At 54.9% G+C, this 26,916-nt stretch carries 5 protein-coding genes; all 5 read right to left on the reverse strand.

Annotated features, from left to right (window positions below):
- Positions 1-7: 7 nt before the first annotated feature.
- Genes GA520_RS21250 through GA520_RS21270 form a run of 5 tightly spaced genes read right to left on the reverse strand, consistent with a single transcriptional unit; the run spans position 8 to position 26,875 of the window.
- Entirely contained in the window at positions 8-2,008 is a 2,001-nt protein-coding gene (locus tag GA520_RS21250) for a RiPP maturation radical SAM C-methyltransferase (protein WP_163340979.1), read from the reverse strand.
- Entirely contained in the window at positions 1,998-9,515 is a 7,518-nt protein-coding gene (locus GA520_RS21255; protein WP_163340977.1) for a non-ribosomal peptide synthetase, read from the reverse strand. The genes GA520_RS21250 and GA520_RS21255 overlap by 11 nt, the downstream gene beginning before the upstream one ends.
- Positions 9,512-21,811 (reverse strand): non-ribosomal peptide synthetase, encoded by a 12,300-nt coding sequence (locus GA520_RS21260; protein ID WP_304511256.1) that lies wholly within the window; start codon positions 21,809-21,811, stop codon positions 9,512-9,514. Before GA520_RS21260 ends, GA520_RS21255 begins: the two co-directional genes overlap by 4 nt.
- Positions 21,801-22,766 (reverse strand): class I SAM-dependent methyltransferase, encoded by a 966-nt coding sequence (locus GA520_RS21265; RefSeq protein WP_163340949.1) that lies wholly within the window; start codon positions 22,764-22,766, stop codon positions 21,801-21,803. Before GA520_RS21265 ends, GA520_RS21260 begins: the two co-directional genes overlap by 11 nt.
- Positions 22,766-26,875, reverse strand: a complete 4,110-nt coding sequence (locus tag GA520_RS21270; RefSeq protein ID WP_163340947.1) for a type I polyketide synthase — start codon at positions 26,873-26,875, stop codon at positions 22,766-22,768. The genes GA520_RS21265 and GA520_RS21270 overlap by 1 nt, the downstream gene beginning before the upstream one ends.
- Positions 26,876-26,916: the final 41 nt, after the last annotated feature.

Consider the following 26,916-nt stretch of genomic DNA (forward strand, 5'->3'; position numbering starts at 1 on the left):
GTTGCTCTCAATTAGGTCGTTCAACCTTGCGGCCGCGTCGTGGCAGTCGCTTTATTACGTCTGGTGTGCCAGGAGTAACAGCAGATGACACTGCAGCTTTTTTCTCGACCTGTTTCAGGGCCAGGGTCAGATCGCAGGTCATTGTCGGTGGATTACTCGCTGCCACAAGACTCATAAACAGTTCCCCTTCCTTGAACAGCAGCCGGTGCTTCTGCAAAGCCTCGAGGGCCGCCGTTATCCCGGAACCAAATTCGACGATGAGCTTTTCACATCCGGCCTGTTGCTCAAGCCGCCTGAGCAGAACAGCCTCTTCCGCACGTAACACAATTGTGCGTCCAGCATCAAAGCGCGAATCAAAGACCTGCTGCTCGTCGAGAAAATGGAGCTTTGGCCGCTCCTTGTTCTCCGGCGCGTACCAGCTGTTGAGCCAGGCCGTAACCTTCTCTCTCAACTGCTGCAGCCAACGACTCAACTGCAGGGCGTATTCGGCCCGGCTGTTGTGGTCAGCAAAGAAATAGGCCAATTGAGACAGGCTCTCCTCATCAAAAGGATACGTTAATCCATAAAAATCGTAAGGATGCAGATCTAGTTGATACTCAACGGCCTGCTTGAAGTAGAGGCTAAATCTGTCGAACCGGATCGGGTAGGCCCCGGTCGGTGGCGGCAGGTGATGCAGCGTGGGGATATCCTCCAGATATTTCAGATATACCTCCTCGTCAGTATCGGGCAGTCCAACCAGCAGGTTCCAGAATGGATAGACATCGCTGAGCAGGCAGTTTTTAAGAAAACGCAGATTGCCGAATGCACTGGTCCCTTTCCGCATCAATTTGAGCAGTGGCGTTGACAGAGCCTCAATGCCCGGTTGGACGAACTTGGTCCCCGCCCGCGAGAGCACTCTCAGTTCCTCCAGCGATAGATCAGATTTGGTTTCGTAAAAAAGCAGTGCACCACCGGGGGCTTCGAGATGGGGAAAAAGTTCCTTCAGATAGACCCGGGGAACGATATTGTCAACACCATCGAAACGCCTGCAGCGATCACCATAACGGTCGAACAGGACAGCAAACTGTTCCCGGGCCCGCTCCGGGCTCATGTGACGGTACCTGAGGGAGGCCCCATTCACCCCGCAAAAACTGCACTGACAGCGCTCCCCCCAACTGCAGCCGGTGGAAGTCTGGAACAGCAGAGTGGGCTCGAGGGTGGTCGTACCGTAATGTCGGTCAAAGGCCTCAAGGAAATCATCATAATCGAGATCAACAAGATGCTCAAAATCACGCTCCGGACCACGTTCAACCGGTTCACCTGTCTTGTTCTGTGCAGACCGCGGATTCACAGAACTGAAAACTCCTTCAAGCTGCTGACAGGATTCTGGCTGCCCTTCAATCAGGTGGCCGACCAACCTGGGAAAATTTTCCAGGGCCGGCCCACCGAAAACGAAATCGATCGCCTCAACATTGCGGGCGATGGCATCACCCATTGGATACTCACAGTTCGGACCGCCCATGACCGTTATAATGTTTGCCTTGCGCTCCTTGAGCATTCGAGCCATGGCAAAAGATGACACATTCTGACTGAACAAAGAGGTAAAACCTACAAGATCAGCCTCAGCTAAATGATAACGGTCGATCAGTTCGTCCAGAAAGGACGAGAGCTGGAGCCTCTTCTCCCGAATAGTCCGACGAATCTGCGCCGATTGAGCATCACCACCGTTATGATAACGCCGGAAATAATCATCGCTATTGTCCTCCAGCCAAGGGAATGCCGCCTGGCGAAAGAACCAGTCCCCCAATCCTGAAACCAGCCCTTCCATACCAAGGATGAACTGGTATGCCTCATGACCACCGAGAAAGTGGATGAAGTCGTAATTGAGATAGACAATTTCCACCTGTACCTGCGTACCGTGGACATCCCGGAGGACGGTCTTCAGCTGGGTCAGAGCCAGGGAGGGGACATCCGGGGCGGCGAAAGGCATATTAAGCAGACGAATGACGCAGGTTCGTTTATTCGACATAGGGTTTTCGTTCCAATATGGATTGTTTTGTTGTTGGTCGTTGACCGACACGCTCTCTTTTCTTTAGTTGCGGCGTGTTGAGACTGGTTAGAGACTGCGAATTCTGGTTAACTAAAGCTGCCAGACCGGCTGGCGTCGGAGCAGTAAAAAGCCACCGCAAGGGGATCTCTTTTTCTAAATGACGGCGGAGGCGGGCAAACAGCCGGGTGGCCGAGAGAGAATGTCCACCCAGAGTGAAAAAATTATCATCTCTTCTTACTTGTTCTACGTCAAGCAGCTCCGCCATCAACCGGGCAATAAGCATCTCGGTAGTATCCTCGGTGAAAGACTCGCCTGCTGATTGCTCTTGTGGTATCAAGGATATTGCCTCCAGCTCGGACAGTTGTCGACGCAGGAGCTTGCCGTTTATGCCACGCGGCAGCTTTTCAACAAGCATGAAACGACCAACCCTCATGTAGTCAGGAAGATATTTTGCCAAGATCAGCTGTACATGTTCAAGCCGTGGCGTTGGGGTGACCTCCAGATAGGCGGTCAGGGCCGGCTCTCCTGAAGAATCGGGCTGTACAGTTACACCTGCGCTACTGATCTCCGGCAGCTTTTCCAAAACAGCCTCAATCTCTTCCAGCTCGATCCTGTAACCGCGCAGCTTGACCTGCTGATCACTGCGGCCAGAGAAGAGGATACTGCCGTCATCAAGGAACCGGCCAAGATCACCCGTTCGGTAGAGTCGCCCCTCGGCAAAGGGGGTAGACACAAATTTTTGGTTTGTCAATTCAGGTTGATTGAGGTAACCAGGGGACAAACAGGCGCCGCCGACATGGATTTCCCCGATACTGCCGAGAGGGACCTCATCACCGTGACCGTCAAGGAGACGAACCGTGACATTACTGACGGGTCTTCCAATGTCAACCCGTGCAGCCCCAGGCTCAACTTTGCAGCAGGTGGCATTTATGCAGGCCTCGGTAGGGCCATAAAGGTTATAGAGTTCCACTTCAATAGTCTGATGCAGGTGTGCGGCCAGCTCAGCTGTCAGAACTTCGCCACCGCAGAGAATTCGGCGCAGACTGCTGCATTCGCCAAGACGCCCATCCTCCAGCAACATTTTCAAAAGAGTCGGCACCAGGCGCAACTGAGTGACCTGGTGACGCCTGATCATAGCTAACAAATAATCCGGTCGTCGTTGACCGTCCGGCTCAGCAATCACCAGGCGAGCCCCGCTGGTCAGGGTGGCAAACAGCTCCCAGAGAGAAGGATCAAACCCCAGCGGAGTCTTGAAAAGAATCACATCATCTGGTTCGAGAAGGAGCTGCTGTTCCGCCCAACGAAGATAATTGCAGATCATCCCGTGAGTAATCACTACTCCTTTGGGCCGACCGGTAGAACCTGAGGTGTAGAGCACACAGACCGGGTCCTCCGATCGACAGGGGGCCTCACACACCTCTGCCGGATCAGGTTCCTGTTGCGCCTTTTCCATAATCAACAGCGGTATTTTTTCACTGTCTACGAATTCCACAGCAGTCTGCTCCAACTCGGCCTGGCTCAGCACCGCATCCACCTTCGCTTCACTGATCATGACCTGCAACCGTTGCTGTGGCAGTTGCGGATCGAGGGGGAGATAGGCTGCACCACTCTTGAGAATGGCCAGCACGCCGATAACCTGTGCCGGACTGCGCTCCAGGTACAAGCCGACAACATGTCCACGTCTGACCCCTTTGGCCCGCAGATAGCTGGCTGCAACCCGCACTCGCCGCCCCATTTCGTCATAGGTCATGGCTCCCGTGTCCCAGGTCAGGGCAGGCCGTTGGGAGTAGCATTGCCCGGCACGACCGAGCAAGTGGAGAAGATTTTCAGGCCGTTGCGATGGCTCCACTGTTTTGTTGAAGGTGCGCAACAGCTGACGTGCGGAAGCGGTCTCAAGGGGAAGTTTGCTGATCATCCTTTGTGCATCATCAGCCACCCCTTGAAGGAACACAAGGAAACGCTCACACCAGCGAGCCATGGTAGACTTAAAAAAGAGATCGGTACGATACTTCAGTTCACCCTCCACTCCATGATCACCTTCACTGAGAAAGAGAACTATATCGAACTTGACGGCCTGATATTCCTGTTCGAGACTTGCAATCTGTAAACCTGTAAACTCCGGCTGACGCAGCTCTACATTCTGATAGGAGAGCATCACCTGAAAAATTGGGCTGTGGGACGGATTCCGTTCCGGCCGTAACTGTTCCACCAGGAGCTCAAAAGGAAGATCCTGGTGGGCATAGGCCTCAAGGGCAGTCTCCTTCACCTGCTGCAGCAAGGTTATAAAGTCCTGGTTGCTGCCGAGATTGATTCGCAGAGGCAATGTATTTATGAAAAAACCGATCAGGCCTTCCAGGGCCTGTTGGTCACGCCCAGCCACAGGTGTACCAATAACCACATCCTGCTGACCACTGATCCGACCAAGGAGCACAGCGAAGGCTGCAAGATACAGCATGAATGGTGTTGCCCCGGCCGATTTGATTACTGTCTGCAGTTGCCGGTGTAAGGTGAGAGGGATGTGAAATCGTTCAACCCCTCCTTCATATTCAGGTTCCGGTGGCCGCGGCAGGTCAGTGGGCAGTTCCAGACAGGGAGGAATTGATTCGAGCTGTCCTTTCCAGTAGCCCACGAGCTGCTCCAGCCGCATCCCCTGGAGTTGTTCATGCTGCCAGATGGCGAAATCGGCATACTGTATCGGAAGAGGAGCCATATCCGGAGGCTGATCGACAATAAGACCGTTATAGAAAAGAGCCAGTTCATTGATCAGCACTCCCATGGACCAGAGGTCGGAGATGATGTGATGCATGGTCAGCAGGAGCAGATGGTGACATGGGCCAAGGTGAATCAGGCTCGTTCGCAGGAGCGGTCCCTGGGCAAGATCAAAGGCCTGCGCCGCCTCCTCTTCTGCCAATTGCCGCACGGCCTTCTCTCTTTCAGCATCATCGAGACTGCTGAGATCGACATGAATAAGGGCTCCCTCGCAGTACTCGAAAATGTTTTGCTGCGGATGACCGTCGACAGCAGAAAAAACAGTCCGTAACGACTCGTGCCTGTCCACCAGCATCTGTAGCGCCGTCTGAAGATGATCTTCGCGCAGATCGCCACGCAGCTCAAACACGGCTGGCATGTTGTAGGAAGGGTTCGCCCCGAGAAGCTGATCCAAAAACCAGAGCCGTCGCTGAGAGAAAGAAAGCGGCAGGGGTACAGTCCTTCTACCTGCCTTAATGGGCTGAAATACCGCAGGAGCGATAGCCTGCTCCTCAAGATGTCCGGCCAGGAGGGCAACTGTCGGATATTCGAAAAGCAGCCGAACATTCAGCTCACGCTGCAGCTCCTCGCGCAGACGGGCCATTACCCGGGCAGCAAGGAGCGAATGCCCACCCAAGGCGAAGAAGTTATCCAGCACACTGACCTGCTCGCACCCCAGCAGTTCAGACCAGATTCGGGCAAGAGTGCTCTCCAGCCGGGTTGCAGGTGCCTGGTACTCGCCAGCGGAGATCTGGACGGCCTCCTCAAGGGGCGGCAGGGCTGCCCTGTCAATCTTTCTGTTGGGGGTCAGAGGAAACTGACTCAGCAACACAAAACCGGAGGGCAGCATATATTGCGGCAAACAATCGATCAGATACCGCTGCACACGATCGACCAGTAAAGTACTTTGCTTCTCCTGCCTGGCTTTCTGGCCGGGCCTGTTAAAATAATTGAGATACAGCTCTGAATGGGCCTTGATATCGTTCGGGGTGGTGGTGATGGGCACATCGTTTAGATGGAGCACCGTATCGTAGCGAAAACCATTCATCTCATTAAAATAGAGGCCTTCCTTGGGCAAAATATCGACACCGGCCAGCACTGGTTGGCGTGCCGCCAGTTCAGGAAAAAATGCAGGGTCGACGAACAACTCTTCCTCGCGGTCCACAGCCTCGGCAACGCGGCGTTTAAGCTCTTCTGCAGTACAGTCCGCGCCACCTCGGAAAGACTGCACCGAGGTATGGAAATCTTCTATTTTGGTGTAATCAAGCAGATCACCCAAAAAGATTGCACCGCTCGGACATACCAGTTTCAAGGCCTGTGCCAGCACTCCCAGCAGGTATTCTGCATTGGGGAAATACTGGATCACTGAGTTGAGCACCAGGGTATCAAATGAAGCAGCAGGAAGATCAGCCAACTCATGAGCTGCACCTTGACGCAGCTCGACATGGGCAAGTGTTTTGTCTCTGCTCCGCAGTCGATCGATCCGATCAAGGGCCTCCGAGGAGAAATCGCAGGCAAGATAGCGTTTGCACCCCGGGGCGAGCCGGGCCAGAAGCATGCCGCTCCCCACCCCGATTTCCAATACCCGCTGGGGCTTAAGCGCACTGATACGGGCCACGCAGCGCTGCAGCCATTCCTTCATTTCCTCATCTGGGATAGGCAGCCCGGTATAACTGCTGGTCCATCCACTGAGATCAAAGGTCGGATCTGACGCAACCGCATCGTCTGCCTCATCATAAGCTGTGTTCCAGATCTCCTGCCACTGCTCCAGCTGCTGGCTCCCTGTTTCCGTATCATCCCTGGTCTCGGTCCAGTTCGGTATGAGGTACGCAACCAAGCGTTCTTCCCCTTCCTGATCGCAGCAAAGGTGGACTACCGCACCCTCCACTTCCTCATGCAGAAGCAGGGTGTTTTCGATTTCACCGGGCTCAATGCGAAATCCACGAAGCTTCACCTGCTGGTCATTACGGCCGAGGAATTCGAGCTGCCCGTCGCCGGCAAGACGGGCCAGGTCACCTGTTTTATACAATCTTGCTCCGGTAACCGTTGAAAAAGGGTCCGGGATAAATCGTTCGACGTTGAGTTCCGGGCGGTTATGATAGCCTCTTGCCAGACCTGTCCCCCCGATATAGAGATCACCGACAACACCTAAAGGGACCGGCTGCAGCATACTATCCAGGACATAAATGGTTGTATTGTCGATGGGCCGCCCGATGGGCTCTATACCGTTGTGAGACAACCGGGTGCGACTGCCAAAACGATAAACAGCCGACCAGATCGTGGTTTCGGTGGGACCATAGAGATTCCAGACCTCACCACCGCCACTTTGCAGGTAGTCAGCCAGTTCGCTTGCCATGGCCTCGCCACCGCAGAGAATACGCAACTGTGAATCAGGGTGCCAGCCACTGAGCTGCAACAGCCGCCAGGTCGCGGGCGTGGCCTGCATGATCGTAACCTTCCTCGTCTTAAGCAACCGCTGAAGGGCATAACCGTCAGTAGTGTCTTCACGATTGGCAAGAATTACCCGCCCCCCTTTAAGCAAAGGCAGGAACAGTTCCAAGGCGGCAATATCAAAGGAGATAGTTGTCACGGAGAGGAAACGATCGTCCTCTCCACATCCAGGCACCTTACCCATAGAGGATAAAAAATTCACCAGGGAACGATGCTCGATCATAACCCCCTTGGGTCGACCGGTGGAGCCGGAGGTGTAAATAACATAGGCAATATCTGTTGCTGTGACCTTGTTCCGGCTCCCCTGTTCATCCGGAAATGTGAGCCCTGTTGCGTCTTCAGGTTCGTGATCCAGCAAGAGCAGTCTCCAATCTCCGGTGGGTAGAGTTTTGGCCAGGGAAGAGTCACTGAGCAATACAGGGGCCTGGCTGTCAGCCAGCATATAGGCCAAACGCTCGGCCGGAAATCCAGGATCCAATGGAAGATAAGCTCCACCGGCGATGAGGGTGCCGAGCAGTGCCACCGGCAGATCCAGATTCCGCTCCAGGCAGATCCCTACCAGTTTTCCAGGCCCTATACCATAATGTCGAAGTCGGGCAGCCAGCTTATCGGCCTTGTTAATGAGTTCGGCATAGGTCAGGTAACGACCATCACACTCCACGGCTATCCGCTCCGGACCACTCCTCGTCTGTACCCCAATCAGTTCGTGCAGGCAGGCATCAGCCGGGAAATCTGCGGTGGTTGCGTTCCATTGAGTGAGATATTCCCTGTCATCCTTTCCCACCAGCGAAAATCGAGAGAGACGTTTCTCCGGCTCAGCCACAACCTGCAGCAGCAGCCACTGCAGCTGAGCGGCCAACCGTTCTATCGATTCCGCTTCGAAGAGGTCACGGTTGTATTCCAGCTCGCCTGCCAGGCCTTCCTTTCCTTCAGCCAGGGTGAGAGTCAAATCGAATTTGGCCGTAACCCGCGACTGCTCCAGCTGCCGGATGGAGAGCGGCCCCAGTTCGAGTTCTTCCTCCGGAGTATTCTGGAAGATCATCATCACCTGGAATACTGAGGAATGGCTGAGGCTGCGTTCCGGTTGCAGGATCTCGACCAGGTGTTCAAAAGGGAGATCCTGATGATCATAGGCGTTACGCGCAGTTCGCGCCACCCGCTCAAGCAACTCGTTGAAAGAAGGATCACCGGAGCAGTCGAGGCGCAGGGCCAGGGTGTTGACAAAAAATCCGATCAACCCCTCCAACTCGCCACGATTACGGTTGGCAATAGGTGAGCCGATCACCAGATCATCCTGGCCACTCAAACGATGCAGCAGCAGGCCAAATCCGGCAAGCATGGACATGAACAGGGTTACCCCTTTTTTGAGGCTGAGCTCATGCAGATCCATACTGAGCTGCCCTTCAAGTTGAAAGCGGACCACTGCCCCGTTGAAAGTCTGAATCGGTGGTCGTGGTGCGTCGAGTGGCAGCTGCAACAACTGAGGAATGGAATTAAGGGCCTGCTGCCAATATTCTATCTGACCGGCCATCGCCCCCCTGGCATATCGGTGCCGTTGCCAGAGCGCAAAATCCGCATACTGGAGCGGCAGATCCGGCAGCTGCGCGGTCTTATTGGCGGCAAAAGCTGTATATAACGTGCCCAGTTCTCGCACCATTACACCCACAGACCAGCCGTCCGATATAATATGGTGCATAGAGACGAGCAATACGTGGCGATAATTGTCGCAACGCAGAAGACGAGCACGCAATAGAGGGCAACAGCTGAGATCAAAGGGAAGCTGGGCCTCATTGTCGCTCAGACGTTGAACGGTCTTGGCTTGTTCTTCATGCGATAAAGAGGTGAGATCAGTAAGCGGCAGTGCCAGAGTAAGCAAAGGCAACACCTGTTGCCTGGGCTCCCCAGAGCGATCGGGAAAAGAGGTCCTTAGAATCTCATGCCTGTGAACCACGCCGTTAAGAGCCCGCTCCAAGGCAGGATAATCAAGCGGGCCCTGAAGTTCCACGGCAAAAAACATATTATAGACGGAGTTGTAACCTTCCAGCTGATCAAGAAACCAGAGCCGCAATTGGGAAAAGGAGAGCGGTACATCAGAGTCCCTTGAGCTCACCGGAATAACAGGCCTTTCCAAAAGAGACAGAATGGCGGCCTTGTGCTTGGACAGCTGAACACGCAACTCCTCGGTCAGGACTCCTTTTGGAGCCCTGCAACGCAACTGCCCCTGCGCAACCCAGAGCTTCACGCCTTTGCTGTCGAGAACCTCCATGAATGCAGTGATCGATTTCAAAGCGTAATCTCCTCTTCATCATCCGCCACGCCATCCAGGGGTTGTTTGAACAAGCGTATGGCCGAATCGATACGTCTGGCAAGCTCAGAAAGCGTCGGAGCCTCGAAGATCAAGGCCAGCGGCAGAGGCACGGCATATCTTTCCTGTAGCCTGGAAATGAGTCGGGTAGCTATGAGACTGTGTCCTCCTGATTCAAAAAAATTGTCGTGCCGCCCCACATATACGAGATGGAGCAGCTCGGCAAAGATCTCGGCTATCTCTTCTTCCCTGCCAGGATATGGTGCCTGGTCATCAGTTTCAACAGCAGCCGGCACTCGCTCCGAGGGCTCAGGGAGACGGTTGCGGTCGATCTTGCCGTTGGGGGTCAGAGGCAGCTGCTCAAGCAACACGAAGCGTGCCGGGATCATATACCCCGGCAGGGTCCTGCCCAGATAAGTGCGGAGATCACTGGAGGATGGGGGTTCCAGGCCGCTCTCGACATAGGCGATGAGTTGCACTTCATCACCAAGCTGCCGGGTGGTTACCAGACACTGACTCACTGCCCGATGGCCGACCAGGACAGCTTCGATCTCCCCTAATTCGATACGGTATCCACGCAGTTTCACCTGATGATCGAGCCGGCCCAGAAAGATCAGCTGGCCATCACTTGCAAAGCGCACCAGATCACCGGTTCGATACAGCCGGCCAGCTCCGTTGGGATTTGCGATAAAACTCTCGGCCGTCTGCTCCGGCCGGTTGATATACCCTCGCGCAAGCCCTGCACCACCGAGACAGAGTTCACCGGCAGCACCGATGGGCACCGGCCGTAATCGGGAATCCAGGACAGAGGCGGTCGTTTGGCTGATCGGCACTCCAATGGTGGGCTCGCCGCTAAAGCCACGCTCCAGCCTCACCCAGGTCGAGTAGGTGGTGTCCTCGCTCGGGCCGTAGAGATTATAAACCGCCTCTACCTCGCTGACGGCGAATATTTCCCGGACCAGAGCCCCCTTGAGCGGCTCACCCGCCAGATTGACGGTACGCACTGTCTCCGGGATTGCCCGATGGCGGACCAGTTCGGTCATCACCGAGGGCACGGTATTGATCAGACTCACCGATACCTTGTTATCTTTCAGCGACAGACCGTTTTCCACAAGCACCACACAGCCGCCACGGCTCAGGGGAAGGAAGATCTCGAAGACTGAGAGATCGAAGCAGACCGAGGTAGAGGCCATCACCCGGCAGAGCTCATCTTCGCTATAGACTCGACCGGCCCAGTCGAGCAGGGCGACGACGCTGCGGTGTTCGATGGCCACCCCCTTGGGCAGACCGGTGGAGCCGGAAGTATAGAGGATATATGCGAGATCGCTGCTGCTCCCCGCCTGGGAAAGCGGTGCCATTGGCTCATGTTCCTGCTGGTCGTCGAGCCAGAGGATCGTCCGTTCCTCACCGTCCAGCAGCCCCGACAGGGAATCCCTGAACTGCCTGCGGCTTACCACGATACTGACTTCGGCATCCTGGAGCATAAAGGCCAGCCGTTCCCTCGGATAGGAGGGATCTAGGGGCACATAACAGCTGCCGCTTTTTAGAATGGCAAGCAGGGCAATGATGAGTTCGGGGCTACGATCACAATAGACCCCCACCCTCGCCTCAGCCCCAGCACCGGCCCCCTGCAGCTGGCGGGCTATCTGCTCTGCAGCCCTGTCCAGCTGTGCATAACTGAGGACCTGTCCGTCGCACTCCAGGGCCGGAGCTTCAGGGCTGTGCCTTACCGCGGCTGCAAACAGCTCCTCGATCCTAAGGGCAGTATCGGCAGACTCAGCCGGATGGGACAGCGCATTCCAGTCGGCCAGCTGAGCCTCCTCTTCAGGACTGATGAGGTTCTGCGCGACCAGAGGCACGTGCGGTGCTGCCACCAGAGTTTTCAGCAGATGAAGCAGATGGTCTGCCAGGCAACGGATGGTCGCTGCCCGGAACAGGTCAGGATTGTATATGAATTCGGCCCGCAATCCTGCATCTTCCTGGAAGCAATGAAGTTCCAGGTCAAAACGGCTGGCCAGGTTATCCGGCTCCACTGGCGCAAGCCGTAATTGCTCAAGTTCCAGGTCACCAAGAGGGACATTCTGCAGGGCGAAAAGTACCTGAAAAAGAGGATTTCGGTCGAGACGCCTCTGCGGTTGCAGAGCCTCAACCAGTTGTTCGAAAGGGATATCCTGATGGGCATAAGCGTCAAGAGTCATTCGCCGAACACGTGCCAGCAACTCACTAAAACTCGGCGTACCACTGATATCACCACGCAGCACCAGGGTGTTTACGAAAAAACCGATGAGTCCTTCCAGTTCCTGTCGATGGCGATTGGCAATTGGTGATCCGACCACGATATCCTCCTGGCCGGTGAAACGACTGAGCAGAATCATGAACCCTGTCAACAGGGTCATGAAAAGGGAACAGCCCTCCCTGGTGCTTAAATGTTCCAATTCCCGCAGCAAAGCCTTGGAAATGTGCACTTGCAGTCGGGCGCCACGAAACGTCTGCCGCTCAGGCCGTGGAAAGTCGCTTGCCATCTGCAATTCGCTGAAATCCTCGAGCTGATGTCGCCAATAGGCCAACTGCCGCTGCCGCTCTTCTCCCTGGAGAAATGCTCTCTGCCAACAGGCGTAGTCAGCATACTGGATGGAAAGCGGGGGCAGCGAAACAACTTGTCCCAGAGTCTTACTGCGATAGTGTTCTGCCAGTTCATGGGTCAGCACCCCCAGAGACCAGCCATCTGCGACGATATGATGCAGGGCCAGTAAGAGCCGATGCTCCTCATCGCTGAAACGGATTACCCGGGCACGTAAGAGTGGTCCGCAACTCAGGTCAAAGGGTTCGGCAAAAAAGGCCGCCATCAATTTCTTGGCTTGCTCCTGTTTGTTATGCTCAGGAAGCATTGCGATATCATCGAGTGGGACAGGTATCTCCAGGGCTGGAAGAATCCGCTGGAAGGGTTCACCGTCGCGCTGATCAAAAAGCGTCCGCAACACTTCATGGCGAGCCACGATACCGGCCAGACTCTTCCGGAGGGCATCAATATCAAGCAAACCACTCAATCCGAGGGCGAGAGGCATGAGATACCCCTCCCCCTGTTCGAGGTGGTCAAGAAACCAGAGCCGCTGCTGAGCATAGGAGAGTGGCGGGTCGATAGTTCCCTGTCGGCGCGTTATCTTTACAGACTGCTGTTCCGCTGCCAGAGAAAGCTCAGCTGCCAGGGAGGCAATAGTCGGAGCCTCGAATACCTGCCGCACTGCCAGTTCCCGCCCGAAGATCCTGCGAATTCTGGAAACTACCTGCGTGGCAAGCAGGCTGTGACCGCCAAGATCGAAGAAATTGTCATGGATACTGATCTCGTTTAGATTGAGGACCTCCTGCCATATAGCGACCAATTGCTCTTCCGTCGATGTCCGCGGCTCGGCCGGAGGCGTGCGCCGTTCAGGCGACGACCACACAGGATCAAGAAGGGCAGTTCGATCTATCTTTCCGTTGGTGGTCAAGGGAAAACGCTCAAGAACCGTATAATGAGAAGGAAGCATATAATCGGGTACGTGTTTGCCCAGATGAACACGCAGCTGCGGCACCAGCACTCTCGAGAGTTCTCCCAACAGGGGATTATTGCAATAGTTCTGCAAACTGTGGGAGAAAATCTTGCTCCGTACAGGTGGCCAGGCCAATGGCGGCGACGTCTCGGGTCGATAGAAAATGGCGTCAAGTTCGAGATTTTCATAGCTCCCTTCTGGCCAGAAAAGACGCAACCTCCACCCCTTGTCAGCGGCAAGTTTATGTAGGTCTGCAGGGGTCGGCAGCTCAGACGAAACCTTCGATAATCCTTCGCTAATCTCGATGAGCGAGCTATTGGGGTCGGCGCGGCCGATAAGCTCTTCCACGTTCCGCTCCCGACCGAGGATTGGGTTTGGAATCCTGGTCACCGCCAGACATGATTCAGTTGTTCCCGTAAGCCTGCTTGCCAGGTTTTCAAAGGTCCTGCCCTGGTGATGCCAATCGAGCACGACAGGCCTCACAGCCTCAAAAGGCTTGCCAGGCTTACGCAACAGCAGATCATAACGAAAGCGGCTTAACTCGTTGTCATAGCCACCGCCTTTGGGCATCATTCCCTGAAGTTCCAGGCCACCACAACAGGTGTTGTCGAGAAAGAACTCAGGATCTACCAACAGCTCTCGCTCGGCCGCCACAGCACGAGTGGCCCGCCGTCGAAGATCAGCAACAGTAACTGTCCCTCCGGAAGACTCCGCATGATACCGCTCCAGTGAGAGATGGAAGGTTCGCAGCAGCCTGAAGTTACGCAGGTCGCCGAGGAAGAGATATCCACCAGGAGCCAGCAGTTGGCTGAGATGCTGCAGAACATCTTGAAAATAATTGATGCTCGGAAAATACTGGACAACCGAGTTCAGGATTATAGTATCAAAAACAGCGGGTGCAAGCATCTCCAGCTGATCTGCCCGCAGTTCCCTGATGTCCACACTGGCCAACTGGGGACGACTGCCGCGCATCTGCTCCAGCTTTTGTACGGCCTGGGTAGAAAAATCCGTCGCCAGATACGTCCGGCAATGGGGGGCCACATAGGCCATGATCATACCGGTGCCGCTGCCTATCTCCAGCACCTGCTGCGGTTGAAGATCTAATATCTTTTCACCCGTTATATCGAGCCATTGATGCATCTCTTCAACAGGAATTGCCTCACCGGTGTAGCTGCTGTTCCAGCCAACAAGGTCAGGATCGGTCCCTGCGGTCTGTGGCGTCTCACCATAGGTCTCTTCATAGAGTTGCTGCCAGTGCTGCAAATGGTCCTGTTGCCAGGTATTGCCAAGGGCATCGACACCACTCATACCCTGGTGAGCGACGATACAGGCGCTCAGCTGCTTGTCTCCTGCTCCTGCGTTATCTCCTGCTCCTGCGGAATGAGGAAGTACCAGGGCATCGGCAACCAGCGGATGGGTCCGTAGCTGCGTTTCAATCTCTGCCGGCTCAACGCGGAAACCTCGGATTTTGACCTGCTGATCAAGACGGCCTAGAAACTCAATGCTGCCATCATTTAGAAACCGCGCCCGATCGCCACTGAGATACAGCCTGGGTGAATGGTCTTGATTGGCAAAAGGGTTGACAATAAAGCAAGCGGCAGTCAGTTCTGCGTTACCCAAATAACCTCGGGCCAGGCCGTCGCCGCCAATACAAAGTTGCCCTGCCACGCCGACTGGCACCTGCTGCAGTGACTCATCAAGAATATAAACCCGTGTGTTATCAATTGGCCTGCCAATTGGGATGGAAGAACGTCTGCAATCATTCTCGCTGATGGTATGGCAGCAGGTAAATGTAGTAGACTCCGTCGGCCCATAACCATTGATCAGCCGACAGTCTGGCAACTGTTGCAGGGCCATCTTTAGATGGCGGGAAGAGAGGATATCACCGCCCGCCAGCAACTGCTTCACTCCCGCAAGAGACTCCATACCCTCTTCCACCAGCAGATGGAAGAGACCTGCTGTAAGCCATAGGCTTGTTACACCCATCTCGCATATGCAGCGTCCCAACTCGGCCAGGGAAGGCCTGCCTGCAGGAAGCAGGGCAAGACATCCACCGTTAAGCAGAGCCCCCCAGATCTCAAAGGTAGAAGCATCAAAGGCGAGAGGTGAGGCCTGGAGAAACACATGGTCCGAAGAAAAATCGGCATATGATGTCCCCTTGACCAGGCGCACGACTCCCCGTTGGGTGATCATAACACCTTTCGGGACACCACTGGACCCTGAGGTAAAAGAGACATAGGCAAGATCCAGGGAGGTGGCGGGGACAGGGATTGCTTCCTGATTGTATGCCATATCAGTACAGACAATGCCCCCTGTCGGGGTTGCTGCAAAGACAGAGACGGCGAGTTTCGGCAGCATTGCCGCCAGAGACTGGTCAACGATCACCGCGCCGATGTCGGCCTGCTCAAGAATTGCGGCATGCCGTTCGGCGGGGGCAGCCGGATCCAGGGGAAGATAGGCACCACCGGCCAGTACAATTGCAAGCAGGGCCGTGATCATCTGGGGTGATCGCTCCATGGCTATTGCAACCAGCACATCAGGCCCTACGCCACATTTCCGTAAGTCTGCGGCCAGTGCTTCCGCCTGCCTGGCCAGCTCTCCGTACGATACATAACCGCCCTGCCAGCGCAGGGCAATCGTCCCTTCCTGTTCTGCCACCTGGTGCCGAAAGAGATCGGCCAGTGTGGCTTCCGCCGGATAGGAGGTATCACGCCCACTCCACAGCTTGAGTTGCTTGATTTCCTCTCGTCCCAGCATCGGTAAAGCAGATAGCCTGGTGTCCGGCTTTTCTCCTATTCCGTCAAGCATGGTGTGGAAATGGTTTACCAGCCGTCCGATGGTTACCGCATCAAACAAATCCCGGTTATAGATGAAACGCCCAACCAAGTCACCATCCTCCGGCCACAAATGGACCTCCAGATCAAAACGTACCGAATCAGCTTCTTCTTCCCAGGCGCTCACTTCCAGTCCAGGAATTCCCCCCTGAAACGCGGGCCCATTCTGAAGAGCGAAGATTACCTGCACCAGCGGGTTCTGATTGAGGCGGCGAGGCGGCTGCAACTCTTCAACCAGCTGTTCGAAAGGGATATCCTGATGGGCAAAGGCAGCAAGAGCGGTCTGGCGCACCTGAGCAAGCAGTTCGCTGAAAAGCGGGTCACCCGATAAGTCACCACGCAGTACCAGAGTGTTGACAAAAAAGCCGATCAAGTCCTCGATCGCACTGTTGTTTCTATTGGCTATGGGTGAACCGACTACAATATCTTGCTGCCCGGTGAAACGACTGAGCAGCGTCATAAAAGCTGCCAGCAGCGTCATATAGAGCGTAGAACCATGCCGGCTGGACACTTCCTCGAGAGAACAAAGCAACCGGGCCGGGAGACACACCTTCATGGTTTCTCCCCGGTAGCTCAGCCGCTTCGGCCGTGGCCGGTCTGTGGGTAACTCCAGCTCGGTCAGGTGATGAAGCTGCTGCCTCCAGTATTCGAGTTGTTCACTGTAGCGTGCACCGCTCAACCAACTCCGTTGCCAGACGGCAAAATCAATATACTGGACCGGCAAATCCTGCAGAGGCGAAGGCCGGTTCCCGGCAAAGGCCTGGTAGAGCAGAGTCATTTCGCGGTGGAGGACTCCCAGAGACCAGCCATCGGAAATGATATGGTGCAGGGTGAGGAGCAGCAGGTGATCCTCGTCCGCCAGCCGGATCAATACTGCCCGAATGAGGAAGCCATTACTCAAATCAAAAGGCCTGGCTGCCTCCTCTCGGGCCAGAATTCGGGCCTGTTCCAACCGTTCTTCAGGCTCAAGACTGCTCAGATCATGGAATACAAGCGGTAGCGGCTGCGGCGAATCAATCTGTTGCAGCGGATGACCATCCTGCTCAAGAAAACGTGTGCGAAGAGTCTCGTGACGCCTGATCAGTTCATGAAAGACCTTTTTGAGCTGCTGCCGTTTGATCCTGCCTTGCAGCCGCAGTGCTGCAGGGCAGTTATAGAAAGGGTTACCGGGCACCAGCCGGTCGAGGAACCATAGCCTCTGCTGGGCAAAAGAGAGCGGCAATCCTCCATATCTTTTGATGACCTGGTCCCGATCGACCTGCTCAAGCGGTGGCAACATCTGAGACTCGAAACCGTGTGACCTTTTGATACGACCTGCCAAACCGGCCAAAGAAGGGTGTTCAAAAACAGCCTGAACCGGCAGCTCAATCTCGAAGTGAATACGGATTCTCGACACCAGCCTGGTGGCCAGAAGACTGTGGCCACCTAACTCAAAAAAATTACTGAGACGGCTGACCTCAACCACCCCCAGCAGCTCTTTGAAGATCTCTGCCAGGCCTTCCTCAACCTCCCCAAAAGGCGGAACAACATCGCCGTCATCACCAGCAGCAGGTTGCGGCAAGGCCTTTCGGTCGATCTTACCGTTTACAGTCAGGGGGATTCTCTCCAGGAAAACAAAACGGCCGGGAATCATATAGGCAGGAAGGATCTCTGCCAGCCAATCACGCAATTCGGCAGCGGCCACGCTCTGTCGACAGCAGGTATAAGCCACCAACTGATAATCACCACCGCCACCATCCAGCGCAACAACCACCCCGCCAGTAACTGCCGGATGTTCTAACAGCCTGGCCTCGATTTCTACCGGTTCGATGCGATAGCCGCGGATTTTGACCTGCTGATCCATCCTCCCCAGATATTCCAGGCTCCCATCGACCAGATAGCGGGCAAGATCACCGCTGCGGTAAACCCTCTCTCCGGGACGGAATGGATCCGGCCGGAAACGCTCACCATTGAGCTCAGGCCGGTTGAGATACCCTCGAGCCACACCGGAACCGCCAACCCAGATTTCACCGCAGACGCCTTTTGGCAGTAACCGGCCCTGCTGGTCGAGCAGGTAGATCCAGGTTGTTGGGATTGGCCTGCCAATGGGACTGATCGTTGCAGAGAAATCCTGCCTGCCCAGTTCGTGGAAAGTAGCATGTACCGTTGTTTCGGTAATACCATACATGTTGACCAACCTCACAGCTGGGAAGTCCTGGGCAAAGGCAAGAATTCGCTGGGGTGTCAGCACCTCGCCACCGAATATTACCAATCGCAGGGCCGTCTGCACATTATCGGCAGTCTTATGGTTGAGCAGCTCTTCGCTCAACTGATAAAAAGCACCCGGAGTCTGATTGAGTACAGTAACCCCCTCCTGCAGTAACAACTGGGCAAACAGCGCAGGATCCTGGCTCTGCTGACGTGAAACCATGACAAGACGGCCACCGGTGAGCAGGGCTCCAAAGATCTCCCAGACCGAGAAGTCGAAACAGCAGGAATGAAACAGGGTCCAAACATCACTGGAATCGAAATCATAAAGTGAGTTATCGTTAAAAAGGAGGCGCACCACATTGCGATGTTCAACCAACACCCCTTTGGGTTGACCCGTAGACCCGGAGGTGTAGATGCAGTAGGCGAGGTTGTCCGGCAACACTTTACAAACAGGCGGTGTGGATGTCATTTTTTCCTGCAGCGGGTCATCAGCCCTGATACGCTCAACTCCCGCTGTTGGTAGTCGCTCGTCGAGATCCTGATTACTGATCAGATAACCGACACCGCTGTCTTGAAGCAGGAACCTCAACCGTTCAACCGGCAACTCAGGATCAAGGGGTAAATACGCCCCACCAGCCTTGAGCACCGCCAAGATGGCAATGATAAGCTCGGGTTGTCTTGGCAACAGCAAAGCCACCAGCTCCTGGTCACCGACACCCTTGTCCCTGAGAAGATGGGCCAATCGATTGGCCCGCTCTTCCAGTTCTGCATAGGTGAAGTGCTCCGAACCGCAAGACAGGGCAATATGTTCACTATTGGCTGCGACCTGTGCGGCAAACAACTGGTTAAGGGTCGACTGCTGCGGCCAATTCGCACTGGTGACGCTCCACTGGCTGAGCTGCTCGCCACGTTCCGTTGAATCGAGTAATTCGACCGCACTAATGGCCCGTTGAGGCCGGCCAACGAGCTGGAGTAACAGCCTCTGGAAATGAGCGCTCAACCGCCTGGCGGTCGCCTCGTCAAAGAGGTCACGATTAAACACCAGGTTTCCCTGCAACTCATGTCCCTGCCTTGAGAGGGCCAGGTGCAGATCATACTTCCCGTGGCCGATACCGGTCTGAAGAAGCCGGCTCGCCTGTCCCGCCATTGCTGGCATCTCCCGGGCAGTGCAACAGGTGAAGAGGACATCGAACAGGGCAGTTCGGCTCATGTCTTTGGCCGGCTGCAGTTTCTGTACCAACAGGTCGAAAGGCATCTCTTCATATGCCTGATCGGCTAGAAGTTTGCTATCCAATTGAGCACAGAATTCTAAAAACGAGAGTTTCTCAGATGGTCGACAACGCAGCACCTGGAGGTTGGCAAGAGGACCAAACATATTATATCCCGGCCGACTCCTCAAACCCGCCTGTCGTCCTATTACAATCTCCTCCTGGCCGGTATATCGCTGCAATAGAATCAGCAGGGCCGCAAGGAGCAGGGTCTCCGCCGGCAGGTCACTCTCCTTGGCAAGTTTGGCAATCGCATCGTTTTCCGTACTCTTCATGCAGAATGGAATACGACCGGCACGAAAGGTGTGCACCGGCGGCCTGGGCCTGTCGGTAGGCAGCAACAATGGCTCCACCTTGCCCCGCAGCTGATAACGCCAGTGCAAGAAAAGAGGTTCAATGACCGTGGCGGGCAAATGAAGCTGCCAGAGGAGATAATCACCGTAATCCGGTACATTATCCATGGAGACCGGTTCCCGGCCGTCATAAAATGAAGCCAGTTCCCGGGCCAGCAGCTCAAGACTGTTCAAATCACAGATTATCTGATGGACACTTACCAGCAGCAGGCTCTGATTTGCGTTGCAAAAGAGCACCGCCCGGGCCAGAGGAGCATGCTCAAGATCAAAAGGATGCTGGTTCGCTTCCAAGGCGAGTTCAACAAGCTCTCCCATCGACAGCGTATCTGCGGGTTCTTCAAGATGCAAAGCAATCTCCGCCTGAGGCTCGATCAGCTGGTGCACCTCTCCTTCGATGGTTTCAAAACGTGTTCGCAGCAACCTGTGGCGGCCACTCAGCTTGTTCAGGGATGTTTGCAGACGCTGTTTTTCCAACCGGCCTTCAACCTCTATCAACAGGGGGAAGTTGTGGTAAACAGGACTGTGCGGATAAACGTTTCCCCGCTCGAATCGGTCGATAAACCAAAGCCTTTGCTGGTGGTAAGACAGGGGAAGCATGGCGGAGCGTGGCCTCTTATCAATGGCAGGATAGTGTGGCAGCGGTTCAAGGGCGAGTCGCTCCAAGGGTATATCCGAGCTTTCCCCAACCTGAGCAGCCAGGCGCTGGAGCTGAAGACACATCCGTCCGATGGTGTCACTGTCAAACAGGTCACGGTTATACTCGAAACCACCCCTGAGCTGTCCCTCCTCCTCGGCCAGGAACAGGGTAAGATCGAATTTTGCGGTATGACTGTCGCTCTGCAGGGGACTCAGTCTCAGCCCTGTGAGAGGAGCCTCCTCAGGGGTCTGGTTACGAAAGACGAACCAGGTCTGGAAAATCGGCGAAAAAGATGGGTTACGCTCAGGGTGTAGCTCCTCCACCAGTATCTCAAAGGGAACTTCCTGGTGAGCGTATGCCTCGCGGGCAGTAGTACTCAACCGCCCCAACAGCTGATAAAACGAAATCCCCGGGAAAAAACGGATACGCAGAGCCAGACTGTTAACGAAAAAACCGATCAGTGACTCTATCTCTTTACGGCCGCGCCCGCCGGCCGGGGTGCCGATGACCAGATCGTCCTGAGAACTGAAGCGGTTGAGGATAACGGCAAAAAGGGCCAGGCTGACCATGAACATGGTCGTAGAGGTCTGCCTGCTGACTCGCTGAAGGGCAGCCGTTACGGTTTGGTCCAGCTCAAAATGACAGGTGGCGCCATGATAGCTTTGTCGCTGCAGTCGCGGCCGATCCCAGGGAAGTGTCAAGAGAGGCGGTGCACCCGCCAGCTGGTTACGCCAGTAATCAGTCTGCTGCCGCAACCTCTTTTTCGTCAGCCATTTCTGCTGCCACACAGCATAATCGGCATACTGGATGGTAAGCGGCTCAATAACAGCATTCCTGCCTTCCAGCATGGCATTGTAAAAGAGACTCAGTTCACGCAACAGGATCGACATTGACCATCCGTCACTGATGAGATGATGCATGGTGAGCAGTAAGACATGATCCGTATCACTGCACCGCAGCAGGAAGGCACGCAGAAGCGGCCCCGTCCCGACATTGAAGGTTTGCTGACCCTCGATTTTTACCCGACGAAGAACCTCCTCTTCCTTTTCCTCGATCGACAGACCACCCAGGTCAACAAGCGGTAAATCCAGGCCGGAAGGAGGTTCGATTATCTGTACAGGTTCACCATCCTCTACGGGAAATCGAGTGCGAAGAGTTTCATGGCGACTGATAATGGCATCGAGCGCCCCCCGCAGGGCCTCATGGTCTAATGACCCATGCAGTCGAAGATGGCATGGAACGTTATAAACCGAGCTTTGTGAATCGAGTTTTGCCAGCAACCACAAGCGCTGCTGCGAGAGTGCCAGGGGAAATGAACGACCGTCTCGCGACTGCACCGCTATCTCCAGCCGGTTCGAGTCCATCTTTTCTGCCATGATCAACTTCTCCAGGGCCCGGCGCTTCTCCGGAGGGAGACGGCTCAGACGGTCCATCAAAGAGGTATGGTCCTGATGATCAGCGGCCATGAACCTTCTCCCAGTGCTGAATGAAGTAGATATCAATTCCCTTTTCCATGTCGCAAAAGGCACGGGAACCTTCCAGACCGAGAAAATCGCTCATCATCTCCTGGTCATTGGCCTGCGGAAATGCGCCCAGGTGAACGTCTCCTGTCGCCCGACAGGAGAGCAGGACATTAGCAGTAATATCCCTGTCAAGCATGAGCTGCAAGCCCAGATCCCTCAGAAATGCGGTGCTGCGTGATTTCTTCTCCCGGGGCAGAATATCGCTGTAGAGGAAACGGCCGCCAGGCCGTAGAACGCGTGCGACCTCACGGTAAAAGCTATCGATCTCCGGATAATTATGAGACGACTCCAGATTGGTCAAACAGTCAAAACTGCGATTCGGAAACGGCAGGTGTTCGGCATCTCCAACCAGAAAATGGGCTTGATCCGCAGGTGCATTGTCACGGCAAAAGGTAATCGCCTCGCGACAAAGGTCGATGCCCGTCAAGCGTTCAGGTTGAAAAAGGTTTGCCAGGGTATCAATGGTACCGCCTCGACCACAGCCCACATCAAGCAGCTCCACGCCCTCCAGCGGGGATCCTCCGACCATCTCCAGCACCAGATTGACGCAAGCCCTGTTGATGACCCGTTCAGGCAATTCAACCACCCGCTCAGTCGGTGAGCCGTCATCCAGAAAACCGATATTGAGGAACCGGGCATGTTGTCTATAAAGGCTGCTGTTAAGCTGCCGACTGATAGTGGTGTAAAACTGCTGTGTCTTCTCTTTGACCTCTATTGCTGCAGGTACCTTATCCTGCAGCAGCTGCGCTTTACTGATCACGTCTTGCGCCGGTTCAGCGGCGGATGAAACATCAGCCAACTCTGTCGGCACCTGCTGCCCGGCCTTGCGCAACGCTGCTTCCAGAACCTGACGTTGTCTTGGGGAGAGTTTCGAGAGTCGTTGCTGTAGGATATTCATCAAAAGTCCTCTTTGCCGTCCAGGATCGCCTGCAGGTCCTCCTCGGACATCTCTTCTACCTTATCGAGCATCCGTGAAAGCTTATCCAGTTCCCCTTCCGCTTCAACCATTGCCTGGCAGAGTTTCTGAGACAGAGTTTCAACAGTCGGTTCCTCGAACAGGATATGGACAGGAAGGGTGGTGTGGAAACGATCATTGAGCTGCGCTACGACCTGGATGGCCAGCAGCGAGTGGCCGCCTAGATCGAAAAAATCGTCATGACGGCCAATCTCAGCAAGTCCGAGAATATCCTGCCAGACCTGCGTTACCACCTCTTCCACCTCCCCCGAAGGCATACTGTAAGCAACGTCAAGAGCGGGACGCTGGTGACGGGCCGGTGAGCTGGCAGTACCAGGGGCGTTAAGAACTGAAGAGAGCCTGGCCTCTTTCAGCCGCATACCAAGATCCCGTGTAGAGACAAGAACCTGCCCTTTCGGTAATGCGGTCAGCAGTCGTTCAAGTGCGTCCATACCTTCCTGAGGTCGAATCAGAAAATCTACCGACTCATTTGTATCGTCGGCCCAGCCATCCCAATTTATAGTAAGCCAGGGTATATCCGACCTCAGGTTCTGTTCATGAACCAAAGCGTCAAGAGCAAGATTGGCCGCACTATAGCTTGCAAAGCCGACACCACCCAGCAACGCGGAAAGCGAGGAAAAAAGAATGCAGCAACCAACCCGACGCCCCTGCACCGCCTCAGCCAGCGCAGCCACCCCATCGACTTTGGCTTGAAAGTGACCTTCCAGCAGCTTTTCGGTGCATTCAGCCAGGGGTGCCAGAGACCCGCTGCCGGTCACACCAGCCAGGTAAAAGATGGCATCAAGGCCTTCAAACTGCTCCTCGGCATGTGCCAGGGCATTTTCGAGGGCCGGCCCGTCGGTGACATCAACCTCAACAATCTCAAGCACCGCCGCCTTTTCGCGAATCCGTTGCAGTCGTGACTGCTGGGACGAGGAAATGTTTTCTACTGAACGACTGAGCAGGACCAGTTTCGCTTCCCGGGTCACTGCAAGATGTTCAGCCAGATGCAGGCCAAGACGGCCCAACCCACCAATCAGGAGATAACTGCCACCCTTTTTGCTGGTCGTTCCCCCAGCGGCGGCAGGCAGGGAAAGCGACTGATATGACTCCATCCAGGGGTGTCCTCCGCGCAGGGCTATACTACAGGTGACATCCTGGCGCCTCAATTCCCGCGCCAGCAGTTCTGCCGACTCCGCAACAGCAGCCGTAGTCTCCAGATCGATGCTACGGCAACGGATTGCCGGAATTTCCTGGGGAATCACCCGAATTGCGGCCAATAAGGGGACTGAAGCAGGATCGAGGTGTTCATTTCCGCTAACATCGTGAAGCCCGCTCCCTACCGCAACCAGAGAGACAGTTGGATTGAGCAGTGGCTGACAGGCCGTCGCCAGGTACAGCAGACTGGAAAAAGTCAAAGATCGATGCTGCCGTGACAGCTCCTGCCCGGTGAGATCGGGAGGCGGGGCAATGGACCAGAGGTGGACCATCCTTTGCAATTGAGGCCACGCTGCCCCCAAATGCGAAAAAAGGCGAACATAATCATGTGGTTCATCCGGCCGGATACCATAGGTATTCGGCCCATCCACCTGAAACTTTTCCGCAGCACTGACCCGGAAGACCTGATTACCATTCTGGCGCAGCTCATCTACCAGAGCCTTGACCAGGGGGGTCTGTTCCCCAAACAGAAGCCAGGGCTTATCATCACCTGCCCCGGCAGGCAATACACATCGTTTCCAGGTCGGCAGCGTAAACCAGTCCTGCAGTGATAAACGGGTGGTCGGCAACATCTCAGGCACGACCTGTGACAATGGTTCAAACCAGTAGCGTTGCCTGGAAAAAGGGTAGGCAGGCAGGGGAATACGTTGATGCTGTTGACCATCACCAAAACGTTGCCAGTCAACATAGACACCAGAACACCAGAGTTTTCCGAGGGAAGCCAGTATCCCGGACACAACCTGATCCTTCTTTATAGCAGGTACAACGCTGACAACCTCCTTTTCACCCTGCAGGTGCCAAAGCTCGCTGACCTCCTTTTCTGAAAAAGAGCCGAACAGTACCACAATCTCCCCTGGTATTACAGTATCTGTAACCGGCAACTCATTATCAACTCTGAGGGGGTGTAAAACCGCCTCAACCGCCAAAGCCATCCCCTCTTCAAGGCTCATCTCTTTTTTAAGGCAAGCCGCAACGGCCTGTCCGACTCCGACACCAACACAATCAACCGGTTCTATCCCCCAGTTGACCAGAAGACTGGCCAGGGAAAATTCCAGAAGGAAGAGAGCCTGTTGTTGCAAATGCGCCAACGTTGTGCGGGTAAAAAGAACACTACGTAATTGTTCGCGTAACTCTTTCGGCAGCTGATCAAGACAGTTTTCTATCTCCTTTTGAAACTGTGGGAATTCCGCAGCGAGCAGCTGTCCCATCTCGGGAGATAAAACAGTCGTGCCCGATATAAGAAAAACCACCTCCGGCTGTCTGCCGTCACTGCTCACAGGCAGCACCGCAGACTCTCTATCTCCGGCCTCTTCGAGCTGGGCTATTGCGCCTACCCTGTCTGTGCAAACCAGGGCCCGGCGATATGAATAATGCTCTCTGCCAACCTGGAGGGTATAGGCAACGTCCGCCAGGTTGATGTTCTCCTCGTTTTTGAGGTGCCGTCCTAGGTTATCAACAGCCCTTCTGAGTTCCTCCTCTCCCGCTGCCGAAACAACAAGCAATTGAGGTGCGCTGTCTCTTCTGGTGGTTGATAACGGCGGAGCTTCTTCCAGCACGAGATGGGCATTGGTGCCACCGATACCAAATGAACTGACTCCGGCCCGGCGAATCCCATTAATGCCCTGCCAATCCCTGAGATGGGTATTGACAAAAAATGGTCCTGCCTGCATATCGATATCAGGATTTGGCGTCTCAAAATGGAGACTGGGCGGAATTTCACCGTGGTGGAGTGCCAGAACAGTCTTGATCAAGCCGGCAATACCTGCTGCGGTATCGAGGTGACCAAAATTACTTTTGACAGAACCGAGGGCACAATGTTTTTCATGTCCGCCGCTGCTTCGAAAGGCCCGCATCAGGGCCGCGATCTCAATCGTATCACCCAGAGGCGTTGCAGTACCATGGGTTTCCACATAGGAAATAGTGGTCGCATCGATATCTGCCATGGTCAGAGCCTCACGGATAACCGCGGTCTGACCGTCCACCCCTGGTGCCATGTAGCCAACTTTGACTGCACCGTCATTGTTGACAGCCGAGCCCTTGATCACCGCATAAACACTGTCACGATCTGCAAGGGCATCGTCGAGCCGTTTCAATACAACCAGTCCTGCACCGCTGCCACCGATAGTTCCCTGGGCACGTGCATCAAAAGGCCTGCAGTGACCATCCGGGGAAAAGATCATTCCATCCTGATGGAGATACCCCATGGTCTGCGGTACACTTATTGACACCCCGCCGGCCAGGGCCACATCGCACTCACCGCCGAGCAGTGCCTGGCAAGCCAGATGGACCGCCACAAGAGAGGTGGAACAACCGGTCTGCACATTGATTGCCGGTCCGGTGAGATCAAGTTTATAGGCAACCTTGCTGGCGAGAAAATCTTTGTCATTGAGACTGACCGCCTGGTAATAGGCCAGAGGACCGAGACGCTCACGATCTGGGATGATGCAGTGGAGCATGTAGGTACTTGACGAACAGCCTCCGTACACCCCGACAACTCCCTCGACCTGACGAGGTCCGTATCCCGCATATTCCAGAGCCGTATAAGCAGTCTCAAGAAAGAACCGCTGCTGGGGATCCATCAGCTCCGCCTCGGTGGCGGTATATCCGAAAAAACCGGCATCGAACAGGTCAATACCATCCAAAACCGAACCGGCCGCGACATAGCCTGGCTTTGACGAGAGTTTGGGATCAACCCCGGCTTCGAGTAGCTCATCAGGAGTGAAACGCCGGATAGACTCCACGCCGTTGCGCAGGTTGCGCCAGTAGTCATCCACCGAAGCGGCACCGGGGAAGCGACACTGCATTCCGATAATTGCGATATCCGTCTCTGCCATATTTGTCCTATAAATTCCTTATTACAGATTATTTACATTCA

The organism is Desulfopila sp. IMCC35008, from assembly GCF_010646885.2.
GTDB lineage: Bacteria > Desulfobacterota > Desulfobulbia > Desulfobulbales > Desulfocapsaceae > Desulfopila.

Bases quoted from the DNA above. Each gene is read 5' to 3' on its own strand.
- GA520_RS21270 (WP_163340947.1), bottom strand. From the start codon at position 26,875: ATGGCAGAGACGGATATCGCAATTATCGGAATGCAGTGTCGCTTCCCC.
- GA520_RS21265 (WP_163340949.1), bottom strand. From the start codon at position 22,766: ATGAATATCCTACAGCAACGACTCTCGAAACTCTCCCCAAGACAACGT.
- GA520_RS21260 (WP_304511256.1), bottom strand. From the start codon at position 21,811: ATGGCCGCTGATCATCAGGACCATACCTCTTTGATGGACCGTCTGAGC.
- GA520_RS21250 (WP_163340979.1), bottom strand. From the start codon at position 2,008: ATGTCGAATAAACGAACCTGCGTCATTCGTCTGCTTAATATGCCTTTC.